Annotated in this window: 15 protein-coding genes; 5 read left to right on the forward strand and 10 right to left on the reverse strand. The window is 72.4% G+C overall.

All coding sequences use genetic code 11. The features are described 5' to 3' along the window. Positions 1 to 3 precede the first annotated feature (3 nt). From B9G49_RS04970 to B9G49_RS16670, 6 genes are all read right to left on the reverse strand, one after another. Positions 4 to 333, reverse strand: a complete 330-nt coding sequence (locus B9G49_RS04970) for a transcription factor S (protein WP_049930661.1) — start codon at positions 331 to 333, stop codon at positions 4 to 6. A 465-nt stretch (positions 334 to 798) separates the two neighbouring features. Beyond that, a complete protein-coding gene (locus B9G49_RS04975; protein ID WP_394334814.1) occupies positions 799 to 1896 on the reverse strand; it encodes a putative sulfate/molybdate transporter in 1098 nt (365 codons plus the stop codon). An 87-nt stretch (positions 1897 to 1983) separates the two neighbouring features. After that, positions 1984 to 2712: a hypothetical protein gene (locus B9G49_RS04980; protein ID WP_086215628.1), complete on the reverse strand. Its 729-nt coding sequence runs from the start codon at positions 2710 to 2712 to the stop codon at positions 1984 to 1986. Continuing rightward, positions 2709 to 3722, reverse strand: coding sequence for a hypothetical protein (locus B9G49_RS04985; RefSeq protein WP_086215629.1), 1014 nt, complete (start codon positions 3720 to 3722; stop codon positions 2709 to 2711). The genes B9G49_RS04980 and B9G49_RS04985 overlap by 4 nt, the downstream gene beginning before the upstream one ends. Positions 3723 to 3855: 133 nt before the next feature. Then, positions 3856 to 4692 carry an HTR-like protein gene (locus tag B9G49_RS04990; protein WP_086215630.1) on the reverse strand — a complete coding sequence of 279 codons (837 nt, stop codon included), beginning with the start codon at positions 4690 to 4692 and terminating at the stop codon, positions 3856 to 3858. A gap of 54 nt (positions 4693 to 4746) precedes the next feature. Further along, positions 4747 to 5778 carry a beta-ribofuranosylaminobenzene 5'-phosphate synthase family protein gene (locus tag B9G49_RS16670; protein WP_198943812.1) on the reverse strand — a complete coding sequence of 344 codons (1032 nt, stop codon included), beginning with the start codon at positions 5776 to 5778 and terminating at the stop codon, positions 4747 to 4749. A 163-nt stretch (positions 5779 to 5941) separates the two neighbouring features. On the opposite strand from B9G49_RS16670, the gene hemC reads away from it, so the two are divergent. From hemC to B9G49_RS05020, 4 genes are all read left to right on the forward strand, one after another. After that, on the forward strand, positions 5942 to 7096 hold the full coding sequence (gene hemC / locus B9G49_RS05005; protein WP_049930651.1) for a hydroxymethylbilane synthase: 1155 nt from the start codon (positions 5942 to 5944) through the stop codon (positions 7094 to 7096). Further along, complete coding sequence (cobA, locus tag B9G49_RS05010) at positions 7089 to 7976, forward strand: uroporphyrinogen-III C-methyltransferase (RefSeq protein ID WP_086215632.1); 888 nt, start codon at positions 7089 to 7091, stop codon at positions 7974 to 7976. Before hemC ends, cobA begins: the two co-directional genes overlap by 8 nt. Then, positions 7973 to 8749, forward strand: a complete 777-nt coding sequence (locus tag B9G49_RS05015; protein WP_086215633.1) for a uroporphyrinogen-III synthase — start codon at positions 7973 to 7975, stop codon at positions 8747 to 8749. Before cobA ends, B9G49_RS05015 begins: the two co-directional genes overlap by 4 nt. A 227-nt stretch (positions 8750 to 8976) precedes the next feature. Beyond that, a complete protein-coding gene (locus tag B9G49_RS05020) occupies positions 8977 to 9378 on the forward strand; it encodes a hypothetical protein (protein ID WP_086215634.1) in 402 nt (133 codons plus the stop codon). Here the strand turns inward: B9G49_RS05020 and B9G49_RS05025 are convergent, their stop codons facing one another. From B9G49_RS05025 to pdxS, 3 genes are all read right to left on the reverse strand, one after another. Next, the gene (locus B9G49_RS05025; RefSeq protein WP_086215635.1) at positions 9379 to 10437 is read right to left on the reverse strand and encodes a DUF4382 domain-containing protein; all 1059 of its coding nucleotides are present in this window, start codon (positions 10435 to 10437) and stop codon (positions 9379 to 9381) included. 128 nt (positions 10438 to 10565) lie between these two features. After that, positions 10566 to 11891, reverse strand: a complete 1326-nt coding sequence (locus B9G49_RS05030) for a 5'-deoxyadenosine deaminase (RefSeq protein ID WP_086215636.1) — start codon at positions 11889 to 11891, stop codon at positions 10566 to 10568. 271 nt (positions 11892 to 12162) lie between these two features. Further along, positions 12163 to 13071: a pyridoxal 5'-phosphate synthase lyase subunit PdxS gene (gene pdxS / locus B9G49_RS05035; RefSeq protein WP_049930642.1), complete on the reverse strand. Its 909-nt coding sequence runs from the start codon at positions 13069 to 13071 to the stop codon at positions 12163 to 12165. Positions 13072 to 13236: 165 nt separating this feature from the next. Here pdxS and B9G49_RS05040 point away from each other — a divergent pair, with 165 nt between their 5' ends. Next, positions 13237 to 13917, forward strand: a complete 681-nt coding sequence (locus B9G49_RS05040) for a molybdenum cofactor guanylyltransferase (RefSeq protein WP_086215637.1) — start codon at positions 13237 to 13239, stop codon at positions 13915 to 13917. Positions 13918 to 13933: 16 nt separating this feature from the next. Here the strand turns inward: B9G49_RS05040 and B9G49_RS05045 are convergent. Continuing rightward, positions 13934 to 14388, reverse strand: a 455-nt coding sequence (locus tag B9G49_RS05045; RefSeq protein ID WP_086215638.1) for a DnaJ domain-containing protein, incomplete at its 5' end; no start/stop codon positions are given.

Below are 14388 nucleotides of genomic sequence, written 5' to 3' on the forward strand. Positions count from 1 at the left end.
CGGTCAGTTGTATCCCCGCCAGCGGCGGCCACACTCCTTACACTTGAAAAAGCGCGTCGGCGGCTCGTCGGCGGCGCCGGTCTGTTTGATCGTGTACCACGCCTCGCCGTGGCCGCACTCGTCACAGACCACGTCGGTCGCGGTGGGCTTCCCCTCGAAGTTCGCGCCCTCCTCCGTCTCGATCACCTCGTCGCCGGTCTGTTCGGTGGTCGACTCGAACTCGGCGGCGAGCGCCTCGTCGCGTTCGGTCGTCGCGCCGCAGCCGTCGTTCTGACACACCATCTCCCCGTCGCGAGAGACCATCATCGAGCCGCAGTCGTCACAGAACTGCATATACGAGTATCGCATGGGGGCGAGCGGTTTAGGTTCGGGGGGTACGGTCGAATACGCCGCGTGGGGTGAGGCACGTGTCCCGGGGTCTCGGTGTCGTCGAGTGATCGACGGCGTATACCCCCAAAACCCCAGCTGCTCGATTATAAATAAACACCGTCGTGTCGTCGGTGAGTACCTCCAAAGCTCCAGCCGCGAGGGCGCCGCACGTTCGCTTCGGTCCTCAGTCGTTCGCTTCGCTCACTCCCTGCGGTCCTTGCGTCACCTGCGGCGCCCTCGCGTGCCACTTTGAGTCCCACCCCACACAGCACCGCGCCGCACCTCACGCCTCCCCACCCTCGTCGGTCGCCCTCGCTTCGCTCGGCGACCGACTCCCTCGCACGCGCTGGCTCGCGGCCGCCGGTGGCGACCGCTCGCAGGCGCGCGCCGCAGCAGTTTCATATATAACTGGCGCGTCCGCTCAGCGGCCTAGTCGCTCACTCGGACTCGCTCCCAGGCGAGGTGGACCGCGATCCCGACGAGGAAGGCGACGCCGAGGTTCGTCGCCAGCGCGAGGAGGCCGATACCGACGGAGAGCGCACGGTTCCCCGAGTCGGTGACGTTGCGCGCGAGGGAGACGGCGACGATCGCGAGGAGCGCGCCGAGCATCGCGAGCGGGAACGCGGCGATCAGCGCGGGCGTGGCGAAGAGCGCGGCGACGAGGTAGCCGCCCCCGAGGACGAGGTTCGCGCCGCCGGTGCGCGCGCCGAACGCGTGCTTGCCGGCGACCCCGTCGCAGCCGTGACACATCGGAACCCCGCCGAGCGGCACCGCGATCAGGTTCGTCACCCCCATGCTCGTCGACAGCTCGTCGGGGGTGACGTCGGCGTCGAGCAGGTCGGAGAAGAGGAGCGCGGTCGCCAGCGCGGCGTTGCCGATCGTCATCGCCAGCTGCGCGACCACGCCGTCAACGGTGGCGCGCGTGAGCGCCGCGCCGAACGCCGGCGTCGGCGGTGCGCCCGGCAGCCGCGGCGAGGGGACGCCGGCGACGACGAGCGCGGCCGCGACGCCGACGAGGGCGACGGCCAGCGCACTCGCTTTCCCGTGGCCCGTGAGCGCGAACCCGCCGGCGATCGCGACGCCGACGAGCGCCACGAGCGGGTCGTCGGCCGCGAGTCGGAGTCCCGTCTCCAAGAGGACGAGGCCGACCGCGAACTGGACGCCGCGGATGACCGGCTCGCCGATCCACCGCTCGACGTACCCGAGCGTCCCCGAGAGGCCGATCGCGAGGAGGACGGCGCCGAGGATAACCCCCGCGAGCGCGAGTTCGGCGTAGGTGAGCGCGCCCGCGATCGCGAGCGCGGCCAGCGCCTTCATCGGCTCGACCGAGATCGGTAGCCCGTACCGGACGCCCCAGACGATCTGGAACGCGCCGAACGCGGCGAGCGCGTGCGACAGCGAAACGTCCGTCAGCAGCGCCAGCGCGACGACGAGCGGGATCACCGTAATCGAATCCCCTATCGCGCCGGTGACCTCCCCGGACCCGAAGTCGACGGGGTGGTCCGACTTCGAGAGGGATCCTATCACGTGACGCGCCACTTCCGGGCGAACGCGCTTGAACGTGTTCAGAAATCGGTCGGGAGTACGCAGGCGACCCGAAGGAACTGGTTCCGGTTACTCGCCGTCGAAGGCGGGGTCGTCCGCGTCGATCATCGGGCAGTTGCGGACCCGGAACTGAGAGAAGTCGACCGACTCGACGATCTCGGTCCCCTCGTGCGCACACGCCGTCTCGGGCGGCGCCGTGAAGTGCGGGCACCGCTGGCAGTAGCTCCGCTTGTCGACGACGTGCTCGTCGCCGGCCCTCCCGGCGTCCGATGTCGGGCCCGGCGAGCGCGTCGCCGCGCCGCCCACCTCCCCGTCGGCGCCGAGGTCGTCGAACGCCGTCGCGTCGGTCCCGACCGACGCCTCCTCGTCGAGCGCCTCCCAGACGTCCTCCTCGCCGACTTCGCCGGTCCCCATCGACTCGAACGGGTCCTCGTCGGCCGCCGTGCCGTCGGTGTCCAGATCGGCGAACGGGTCGTCCGCCGGCGCGCGCGGCTCCGGATCCTCGCGTGGCGCGCCGCCGGTCGCGTCGCCGTCCGACCCGGTCACGGGGCCCGCACTTCCCTCGGTCCCGCCGCCGAGCGCCGCGAAGGGATCGTCGGTCTCGTCTCCGTCAGGCGCGCCGAAGGCCTCGTCGGCCTCGTCTCTGTCGGGCGCGTCGAACGCTTCGTCGACCTCGTCGGTCGGCTCGTCGTCGAAGAGTCCGCCGCCGAAGGGGTCGCCTTCCGGTGCGGCGTCGCCGTCCGATCGGTCGTCGGCGCCGTCAGACCGGTCGCCGTCCGATCGGTCGTCGTCGCTCATCGGTACTCTCCGTCGGGTCCGCCGTCGCTCGCGGCGGTTCCCGTTCGGTCCGTCCCGTCGCCGTCCGCGACGTCGCCGTCGATGGCGGGCTTGTCCGCGACGAGGAGCTTCGAGGTCCCGAGGAAGCCGGCGTTCGGCTCTAAGTCCTCGAACCGGCGGCCGCAGTGGGGGCACTCGGGCGCCGACAACAGTCCCAGTTCCACGCCGCCGCCGCAGTGGCCGCAGTCCGCGGTCCGCACGCCGTGGCGGTTCGCCGTCCGCGTCAGGGCGTCCACGCGCTCTCGGTCGGCGCGGTCGCGCTCGGCCGCGTCGAGCCGGCGCTTGAGCTTCACGACCGCGTTCGCGACCCGCGAGAGCTTCTCGTCGATCTCGGTCAGGTCGTCCGCGGAGATCCCCGCGAGGTCCGCCTCGACGCCGTCGAGGCGGTCGTCGACGCTGTCGACCCGCTCTTCGACCGCATCGAAGCGGTCTTCCGCCCCACCGAGCCGCTCGTCGAAGGCGTCGAGGCGGTCGCCGACGGCATTCAGGTCATCGAGCCGGGCGTCGACGGCGTCCAGTCGGTCGTCGACGGCGTCCAGCCGGTCGTCGAGGTCGTCGACCCGATCCGAGGACGGCGCGTCGGCGGCGGCCGCGTCGAGGCGGTCGAGCCGGGCGGCGACCTCCTCCAGTTCGTCGGCGAGGTCGTCGACCCGCGATTCGGCCTCGTCCGCGTCGGCGAGCCCGGGGGCCGACGATTGCGCGTCCTCGGCGGCTTCGTCCGAGTCGAGCGCCTCCACCTCGCGGTAGAGGTCGACGAACCGCTCCCGGAGGTCCGCGACCTTCTCGTCGAGCTCCTCGTCGAGGTCGTCGAGGCGCGCTTCGATCGCCGCCACCTCGTCGGAGTCGGGGACATCGATCCCCTCGGACTCCGCGAGCGCGACGAGCGCGCGCTTGAGGAGCTCCTCGCGGCTCACGCCGGCGTCCTCGGCGGCGGCGTCGAGGGCGGCCGTCGCCGGGTCGAGGTCGCTCATCGCGGGTCCTCCGTCATCTACGTGACATTGAGCGGCGAGGCTTAAGTAACCTGTCGCGGCGTTCTCCAGATCGATACTCGGCGGGCGCCACTCGATCGGGAGACGGGCGGAGGGTCGGGTTGGACTGCGCCCGCTACCGGATCTTACGAACGTCGCTGATGTCGAACCCGCCCTCGTGGATCTCCGTCTCGAAGCGGACGATGTTCTCGGCCTCCAGCCGCGAGAGGACGCCGCGGAACTCGCGGACGAACATGGTTCGGGCGCGCTGCGAGCCGCCGCTCTCCCACGAGAACTGGAGTGTCCCGCCCGCGGCGTCCATCAGGGTGCCGAACTCGCGGTCGCGGAGCGCGTCGGTGTTCACCAACACGAGGACCAGGGCGTCCCACTCGTAGGCGGCCTTCTTCAGCCCCTTCATCACCATCGCCACGTCGCTCCAGTCGGTGTCGTCGGAGACCATCGAGACGAGGTCGGTGACGGAGTCGATACAGACGAGGCTCCCCCGGCCGTGTTCCGAGAGGTAGTCGCCGAACGCGGTGAGGACGTCCTCGTACTCGCCGCGGTCGCCGAGCTCCGTGATCGACGCCGTCTCCGTCTCGTACCAGTCGCGCGGCACCGGCGACAGCTGGAAGTACTCCGGCGAGAGGTCGCGGAAGGCGATCTCGTCGACGGCCGTGTCGACGATCTCGTCGGCCATCGTGTACGCCATCTCCCGGGTGATCGCGTCGGTGTCGGCGGTGAAGGAGATGTAGTGGACCGAGTCGGGGAGCGCGGCGTCGGCGTCGATGTCGCCGTAGTACAGGTCGAACAGCTCCTCGTCGGTGCGCGCCAAGGCGTTCATCGCGGCGCTCGTGTACGCGAACTCCCGGGCGCCGGCGCCCGCCTCGCCCGCGAGCAGCACGACGCTCCCGGCGGGTGCGCCGCCCCCGAGAATCGAGTCGAGGCGCGCGATCCCGAACGGAACACTGGACATGGCTTACGCCCCGTCGCCGCGGGGCTTAGTGTTACCCCTCCCAGCCCGTTCCACTCACTCGCCCGCGCTCTCGTCGACTCGTGCCCCCTCGTCGGTCGCCCGGACGACCGACACCTCGCCGCCGACGCCGGCCGCGTCGAGAGCGCACCGCCCGGCGTCGCGCGCCGCGTCCGCGCGGGCCGCGTCGGTGACGCCGTAGACGGTCGGCCCCCACGAGGACTGCCCGGCGCCGAACACCGACGCGGCCCCCGACAGGGAGTCGACGACCTCCCCCACGGGCGGCCGGTACACCCCGCCCTGCTCGTCGGCGTACCACGCCCCGTTAAGCCGGCCGATCTCGGCGACAGCGGCGCCGAACGCCTCCGCGTTCCCCGACGCGACCGCGGGGAGGGCGCGTCGGGTGACGATGCCGGCGATGCGGTCGGCGAGCCCCGGCTCCGCGCGCTCGACCGCGGTCCGCATCGCGTCGTCCTCCGCCGCGCCGTTCCGACCGGCGGCCGCCTCGGGCGCGACGAGCAGGAAGCGCCAGTCGTCCGGGACGGCGTGGCGCGCCGCTACCGGCGGCACGGTCCACTCGCCGTTCGCGGGGCGGTCGGTGGTGAAGCGCGCGGTGGGGTGGCCGGCGTCGAGGACGAACCCCCCGTCCTCGAACGTCGCGACGCCGACGCCGGAGCGCCCGCCGCGGCCGAGCGCCGGGGCGCGCTCGCGCACTCTGGCGGGCAGGTCGTACGCGGCCGCGACCGCCGCGAGCGTCGCCGCCGCCAGTTGCGTCCCGCTGCCGAGTCCGGCGTGGCGGGGGAGCGACTCGCGGACCGTAACGCGGGCGCCGTCGACCCCGAGCAGATCGACCGCCGCGGTCGCGTAGCCGCGGACGTCGTCGCGCACGCTCGGCGACGAATCGCCCGACTCCGACGGCGTCCCCGCCGCTTGCTCGACCGCCACGCGCACCGCCGGGGCCGGTTCCGCGTCGACGACGACGCGGGGGCTGTCGAGCCCGACGCCGAGCGCGCCGTACAGGCGCTCGTGCGAGAGGCTGAGGTTACAGAAGCCGAAGTGGAGCCGCGCCCCGGCGCTCGCGCGTGCCATCTCGCCTCCGACTTGGGGCGCGACAGATAAAGGGCCCGTGACGGTGGCGGGAGTTGCCTCGGTGTCCGCCTGAGCCGCGCCGCGCGAACGGGGACCGAGCCGTCTCGGTCGCCGAGGCGGCCGAACTGGTGCGCTTTTGAACGCGGGGGACCTCGGTCCGGGTATGACCGAAACGCTCAGGCTCGCGACCCGCGGGTCGGACCTGGCCCTCCGGCAGGCCGAGACCGTCCGCGAAGCGCTGTCGAGCCGGCGCCGCGACGTCGAACTCCGGCAGGTGGAGACGCGCGGCGACCAGATCCCTGACGAACTGATCCACCGCCTCGGGAAGACAGGCGCGTTCGTGCGCGCCCTCGACGAGGAGGTGCTCGCCGGCGACGCCGACCTCGCGGTCCACTCGCTGAAGGACCTCCCCACCGAGGAGATGGCGGAGCTCGTCGTCGCCGGCGTCCCCGAGCGGGCGCCCTCCGGCGACGTGGTCGTCCAGCCGGAGGGACTCGGGATCGAGGACCTCCCCGCGGGCGCCGTCGTCGGCACCGGCTCGCTCCGCCGCGGGGCGCAGATCCGGGCGGCCCGCCCCGACCTCACCGTCGAGCCGATCCGGGGCAACGTCGACACGCGGCTGGAGAAGCTGCTCGCGCCCGGCCTCCAGGCCGAACACGAGCGGCGCCTGATCGCGTCGGGCGAGGAGAATGCCCTGACGGCGGAGGCCGACGAGGGCGGCGACGAGAACGCTGACGACACGGACGACGAGGATACCGACGGCGACGAGGTCGACGAGGAGTTCGACGAGACCGTCGAGGAGTGGTTCGACTCGCTGTCCGACCTCGAACGCGACGCGATGGAGCGGAAGGTCGAGACCGAGTACGACGCCGTCGTCCTCGCGGAGGCCGGCCTACGCCGCTCGAACCTCTTCTACGAGGTGGAGACGACACGGCTCCCGCGCGAGGAGTACGTCCCTGCGGCGGGGCAGGGGGCCATCGCCGTCACCGCGAGCGACCCCGACGTGATCGAGGCGGTCCGTAAGGCGGTCGACCACCCGCGGACCCGCGTCGCGGTCACCGTCGAGCGGACGATCCTCGGCGAACTCAACGGGGGCTGCGTCGCGCCGATCGGCGTCTCCGCGATGGTTCAGGGCGAGCACGTCCACGTCAGAGCGCGGGTGCTGTCGACCGACGGCACCGAGGAGGTGGCCGACACCCGCGACCTCCCGATCCGGTCACACGCGACGGCCGCCGCCGAGTTTGCCGCCGACCTCGCGGACCGCGGGGCGGACGAGCTGATAGCCGAGGCCCGCGAGGAGGCCGACGCCGATGAGTGACGACGGCGCCGGCGCGGGCTCCGGAGCGAACGCGGACGAACCCCCGACGCGTCGGCGCGACGACGGCGTCGGCACCGTCTTCCTCGTCGGGTCCGGCCCGGGCGACCCGGACCTGCTCACGGTGAAAGCGAAGCGACTGATCGAGTCGGCCGACGTGGTCCTTCACGACAAGCTCCCGGGCCCGGAGATCCTCGGCGAGATCCCCGAGGCGAAGCGCGAGGACGTGGGGAAACGTGCCGGCGGCGAGTGGACGCCGCAGGAGTACACCAACCGGCGTATGGTCGAGCTGGCCCGCGAGGGGAACCGCGTCGTCCGGCTGAAGGGCGGCGACCCGTTCGTCTTCGGCCGCGGCGGCGAGGAGGCCGAACACCTCGCCGAGGTCGGGATCCCCTTCGAGGTCGTCCCCGGCGTCACCTCGGCCATCGCGGGGCCCTCCGTGGCCGGGATCCCCGTGACCCACCGCGACCACGCCTCCTCCGTCTCCTTCGTCACGGGCCACGAGGACCCGACGAAAGACGAGTCCGCCGTCGACTGGGAGGCGCTGGCGGCGACCGGCGGCACCATCGTCGTGCTGATGGGCGTCGGGAAGCTGCCGGCGTACACGGCCGAGCTCCGCGACGCCGGCCTCGGCGGCGACACGCCCGTCGCGCTCGTCGAGCGCGCGACGTGGCCCGACATGCGCGTCGCGACCGGCACGCTCGACACGATCGTCGACGCCCGCGACGAGGCGGGGATCGAGCCGCCAGCGATCACCGTGATCGGCGACGTTGCCGCGACCCGCGACCGCGTCGTGACCTTCCTCGAGAACGCCGGCTCCGCACCGGTCCGGTCGGCGACGGAGGGAGACGACGACGGGTCGGTCGGAGGTGACGAGACGTGAGCGAAGACGGGGGTGGCCGCCCGCGCGTGGCCGTCTTCCGGCCGGACGACGAGCGGATCGAGGCGGCCGTCGAGCTGCTCCGGTCGCTCGGCGCGGAGCCGGTCGCCGACCCGATGCTCGAAGTCGAGCCGACGGGCGCCGTCCCAGCCGACGCGCCGCTCGTCGTGTTCACGAGCAAGACCGGCGTCGAACTGGCCGCCGAGGCGGGCTGGGAGCCGGGGGACGCCGACCTCGCTGCCATCGGCCCGACGACCGCCGCGGCCGCCCGCGACGCGGGGTGGACGGTCGCCGTCGTCCCGGAAGAGTACACCTCCGCGGGCCTCGTCGCGGCGCTCGAACCGCGCGTCGGGGGCGAGCGCGTGACGGTCGCCCGCTCCGATCACGGCAGCGACGTCCTCCTCGACGGGCTCCGCGAGGCCGGCGCCGAGGTGACCGAGACCGTCCTGTATCGGCTCGCGCGGCCGGCCGCCGCGGGCGACTCCGCGGAGCTGGCCGCCGCGGGCGACCTCGACGCGGCGGCGTTCACCTCCTCGCTCACGGTCGACCACTTCCTCGCGGCGGCCGCCGACCGCGGGGTCGAGGAGGCGGCGCGCGCCGGACTGGGGGACGCGGTCGTCGGCGCCATCGGCCCGCCGACGGCCGAGACCGCGGCCGACCGCGGCGTCGACGTCGACGTCGTTCCCGACGCGGCGTCGTTCGAGTCGCTCGCGGCCGCGGTCGTCGACGCGGCCGGCAAAGCGTCGACCGCCGCGTCCGGCGACGGTCCGCGCTGACCCCGCGGTCGCGTGACTGAAGCGGAACGACAGCGGCGCGGCCGCGTCGAGGCGGCCGTCGCGGCCGCCGAATATCCGGAGCGAAAACGCGAGGCGGCGTCGGGGTTTCTCGTCGCTTCGGCTCGCTCGCGGGTAACGACGTGGTCGCGTCCCGATTCGGCCGCGAAAATACCACTCGTGATATTCGGGAGCGCGGATTTATTATCGGGAACGTGGTATCGGGTGCCATGGAACCGAGCGAGCGCTGGCTGCTGCGGGTCGAGGACGATATCCTCGTCGTCGAGTTCCCACACGGGACTGGGCTGAGCCCCGCAGACGGCGAGGCGCTGCTCGACCGCTGGCGGAGCGCGACCGACCCCGACGATGTCGACGCGATCGTGATTGTCGTGCGGACGAGCAGGCCGTGTTCGGATGCCGGCCGGCGCGCGCTCCGCGAGTCGGCGCAGATAGCGGTCGCCCGCGGCGTCGACCGCTTCGCCGTCGTCGGGCAGCGCTCGAAGCGGCGGTACCTCAAGCGGACCATCGACGTCGAGGGCGTCGACACCGAGGCGTTCAACGACGACGACGCCGCGATGCAGTGGGCGAGGAGCCCGTCCGCGACCGCATCGTCGGTCGGGACCTCCTCGTAGTTAGCTTCCGGTCTCGGTCCCGTTCTCCGCGTCGTCCGTCTCGTTACCACCGGTGGCGTCGCCGTCATCGGAGTCGTCGGTCGTCTCCCCGTCGTCGCTCTCCTCGCCGCCGCCCTCTTCACCGTCTTCGTCCGCCTCTGACTCTTCGACGTCGTCGTCGCCGTCCTCGTCTTCGTCGATCTCGTTGACCTCGACGTCGCGGCCCGCGACCCCGCTGCCCGAGATCACGGGTTTGAGGATGTAGCCGTTGTTCTTGCCGCGCTTGACGACGTTGATATCGAAGACGAAGCTGACCGGCTCGTCGGCGGTGACCTCGAACCCGTTCGCGATCTGGAGCCTCTCGCTCGGGAGCTTCACGTCGACCTCGCCGCCGTCGACGATCCCCTCGATAGCGGAGACCGCCAGTTCGATCTTCTCGTAGTCCCCGGCCGGGAGCTCGCCGTCGAAGACGGCGATCGCGTCCTCGTCGATCACCTGCGTGAGGTCGACCGTCGCGCCGTCGAGGTCGACGACCCTGAAGCCGCGGTCCTCGCCCTCGTCCGCGTCGTCTTCCTCGTCGTCGTCTCCTTCGGTGTCTTCCTCGTCGTCTCCGCTCTCGTCTCCTGCCACGTCGTCCCCCTCGTCCTCGTCGTCCGGCGTTCCGTTGGGGGACCCGTCGTCACCGTCGGTGTCGGTGACGTTCTCGCCGGCGTCGTCCTCGTTTTCATCTCCGGCTTCGTCGTCCTCGTCCTCGCCGTCACCAGCCTCGAACACGCGGGCTCGGTCGAGGGTCACGTCCAGCCGGTCGAAGTCGTCGATGTCGGCCGGGGCGTCGCTGATGAGGAGCCGGAAAGTGCCGGTTAGCGGTTCCGAGCCGTCCGAGCCGTCGGAGCCGTCCGAGCCGCCAGACGACGGGGGCGATTCGCCGCCGGTACAGCCGGCGAGGAGCGTCGCGCTCGCGCCGGCGCCGACGGCGACGAACTCGCGTCGGCCGAGGCCGCCGGTGGCCGCGTCGGCCGGTCGGTCGTCGTCTGTCGGCTGCGATCCGTCGTCGTCTGCCGTCCGCGATCGGTCCGTCATGGTGATTCGACGGACGGGCCGCGGACGGGTATAAACGAGAGATACTCCGGTCGGATTTACGCCGATAAAGCCGATTTTAGCGGGTATCGCGGTGGTTTACGGTGAGCGGCCCGCTCTCGCCGGCGGACCTACGGTTTGGCCGTGTCGATGCCGGCCTGCTCGACCACACGCTCCGCGTGTCGCGTCGCGCGCTGGCGGACCGTCGCCGCGTCGACCCCGACGTGCTCGCCGTTCGCGTACCGGACCTCGCCGTCGACCATGGTGAAGGTCACGTCGTCGCCGTGGGCCGCGTACACGAGGTGCGAGAGGGGGTCGTGGACCGGCGTCGCGCGCGTCAGGTCGGTCGTGATCCCGATTACGTCGGCGTGGTGCCCCTCGCGCAGCGCGCCGAGGCGGTCGAAGCCGGCGGCGCGGGCGCCGTGTTCGGTCGCCATCTCCAGCACGGTCGACGCGGGGAGCCTCGTGGGGTCGCGGGCGTTGACCTTGCCGAGGAGGCTCGCCTGTCGCATCTCGGTGAAGGGGTCGAGCGTGTTGTTACACGGCGGGCCGTCGTTGCCGAGCGCGACCGTCATCCCGCGGTCGAGGTAGTCCTGAACCGGGGCGATCCCCGAGGCGAGCTTCATGTTCGAGGAGGGGCAGTGGGTGACGACCGTGTCGGTCTCGGCGAGCACCTCGCGCTCGCGCTCGTCGGTGTGGACGCAGTGGGCGAGCGTCACGTCCGGCCCAGTCAGCCCGACCTCGTCGAGCCAGAGGATGTTCCGCTTTCCGGTGTCGGCCTCAACCGTCTCGATCTCGTCCTCGTTCTCGCTGGCGTGGGTGTGGATCGTCACGCCGTCGTACCGGTCGGCCAACTCGCGGCAGCCGCGCAGGCAGGCCTCCGTACAGGTGACGGCGAACCGCGGGGTGACCGCGTACCGGACGCGCCCGCCTGCGGCCCCGTGGTACTCCCGGATGAGCGCCTCGCTCTCCGCGAGCGCGGCGTCGGTCTCCTCCAAGAGGCCGTCCGGCGAGTCGCGGTCCATCAGGACCTTCCCGAGCCGCGCGCGGATCCCGGTCTCGATCGCGGCTTCGAACGCCTCGTTCGCGTGGTTCACCGAGAGGTGGTCGACGACGGTCGTCGTGCCCGACTCGAGACACTCCAAGTAGCCGAGTTCGGCGGCCGCGCGGGTGGCCTCGGCGTCCATCGCGGCCTCCATCGGCAACACCGCGTCGAACAGCCAGTCGAGGAGGGCGGCGTCGTCCGCGATCCCCCGCCCCAGCGACTGGACGGAGTGGACGTGGCCGCCGACGAGGCCGGGCGCGACGACGTCGAACGCGCGCCGCTCGTGGTCGGGATATCGGTCCCGCAGGATGCTCTCGTCGCCGACCGCGGCGATCGTGTTCCCCTCGACGACGACGGCGCCCTCGGGGATGACGGTCTTGGAGTCGGCCACGACGGTTCCGGCGATCAGCATGTCCGTCCGTTCCTGACGGTCGACCGGGAAGAGGCTGTCCGTTCGCGACCCCCGGCCCGATCAGTTCGAAACCGACGAGCGTGCGATCGCCGAGGCGGCGAGTCCGGCGGCGGGAGCGACGAGACGTTCGGCGCAGTCGAGCGGTCGCCGCGTGTCGCTATCAACGTCGGAACGGTCGCAGGCGGGGTTCGCGGTCTGACGGTCGCTCGTCGCTACGCCCGCCACACGGGCTCAGTTATCACAGATCGTCGCGCGGCCCGAGACCGCGTATTTAAACGCCGCGGCCCTGGAGCTGCTCTTCTTCGGCCATGTCTTCGTTGGACTGACCCTTCATCCCCTTGCCGCTGCCGCTCGCGATCCGGGCGAGCTCCTCGGGGTCGTCCCAGTTGTTGACGGCCTCGACGATCGAGGTGCCCATCGCCTCGGGGTCCTCCGCGCCGAAGACGCCGGAGCCGACGAAGATGCCGTCGCAGCCGTGGTACATCATCAGCGCGGCGTCGGCCGGCGTCGCGATGCCGCCGGCGGCGAAGTTGACGACCGGGAGCCGCTCGGCCTCGGCGGTCTCGTGGACCAGATCGCGCGGTGCGCCGTGTTCGCGGGCCCACTTCTCGCGCTCCTCGTGGTTGAGCCCGGTGAGCGTCCGGATCTGGTTTTTGATCGTGCGCTGGTGTTTGACGGCCTGGTTCACGTCGCCCGTGCCGGCCTCGCCCTTCGTCCGGATCATCGCCGCGCCCTCGTTGATGCGGCGGAGCGCCTCCGGCAGGTTCCGGGCCCCGCAGACGAACGGGGAGGTGAAGTCGCGCTTGTCCGTGTGGTACTCGTCGTCGGCGGGCGTGAGCACCTCGGACTCGTCGATCATGTCGATCCCGAGCGCCTCCAGGATCTCCGCCTCCTTGCGGTGGCCGATCCGGGACTTCCCCATCACCGGGATCGAGACCTCGTCGATGATCTCCGGGACGCGCTCAGGGTCGGGCATCCGGGCGACGCCGCCGCGCTTCCGGATGTCGGCCGGGACGTGTTCGAGGACCATCACGGCGACCGCGCCGGCGTCCTCCGCGATGCGGGCCTGCTCGCGGTTGACGACGTCCATGATCACGCCGCCCTTCTGCATCTGCGCGAAGCCGCGCTTGACCAGCTCGGTCCCCCGCTTCAGCTCCTCCAGATCCGTGGCCTCTGGCATGAATATAGCTTGGGTCGCCGGCCACTTAACGGGTCGCTTTCGGGCGGATGGACGGGCGAGCGCGCCGTTCAGTCGCGATCGGAAGCGCGGTCCGTCGCGGCCGCGCTCCGCGCTCGCGCGTCGCCACCGCAACCGCGAAGTCTCCCCGCCGTCTACGCCGCGAGCGTGACGACCGGAGCCATCCTCGCCGGCGGCCGCTCGACGCGCTTCGGCGACGCGGACAAGGCGGTGGCGCCGATCGCCGGGACCCCCATGATCCGTCGGGTCGCGGACCGGCTCGCGGGGACCGACGACCCGGTCCCGCCCGGCGCCGACCGCGCGAGCGGCGGCGACCCCGTCGTCGACGAACTCGTCGTCAACTGCCGCCCGGGCCAGCGCGAGGCGATCGCCGACGCGCTGGCCGCGGTCCCGCTGTCCGTCCGCTGGGCGCTCGACGAGGCGCCGGACCGCGGCCCGCTGGCGGGGATCCGGAACGCCTGCCGGGCGGCAACCGACCCCTACGCCGTCGTCGTCGCCTGCGACATGCCGTTCGTCGACCCGGGCTTCCTCGCCCACCTCCGCGAGGCGGCCGCGGGCGCGGAGGCCGCGGTCCCACGGCTCGACGGGCGGTGGTACCAGACGACGCAGGCGGTCTACGCGACGGAGCCGGCCGCGGTCGCCTGCGACCGCGCGCTCGGTCGCGGCGACCGGAAGGTGCTGGCGCTGGTGGACCGGCTGGACGAGGTCGTCGTCGACGACGCGGCGATCCGCTCGCTGACGACCGACCGCACGTTCACCAACGTCAACACGCGGTCCGACCGCGACGACGCGGAGCGGGCGGTCGCCGCCGCGCTCGACGCGGCGTGAGGCGATCGGCCGGCGGTCACTCCTTCAGCACTTCGTATGCCTCGTTGAGCTGCTTGAAGTCCTCCTCGTCGCCGTCCTCGCCGTCCGGGTGGAGCCGCTTCGCGCGCTCTCGGTACCGCCGGCGAACCGTCTCGCCGTCGGCCGTGCGGTCGAGGCCGAGGGTCTCGTACGCCTCCCGTTCGCTCATCCGGTCGGCCGCGGGCGCGCGGTCACTGGGGTCCCCACCCCCGGCTCCGCCGGGACCGCGAGCGCCGGCCCGTCGGCCGCGCGCGCTCCGACCGCCGTCGGTCCCGGCGGCGCGGTACGCGCGCTCTCGGTTGGCCTCGGCGCGGGCGCGCTGTCTCGCGCGCTCGCGCTCAGTCGGTCCCGCCCGCTCGGCGGACCGCCGGGCCTGGTCGTCGAGGCGTCCGCTGGCGTGGTACCAGAGGAAGTACGAGACGGCGCCGAACGGCAGCGCCGGCGCTAACGCGA

The sequence above is a fragment of the Halorubrum sp. SD683 genome, from assembly GCF_002135045.1.
Taxonomy (GTDB): Archaea; Halobacteriota; Halobacteria; order Halobacteriales; family Haloferacaceae; genus Halorubrum; species Halorubrum ezzemoulense.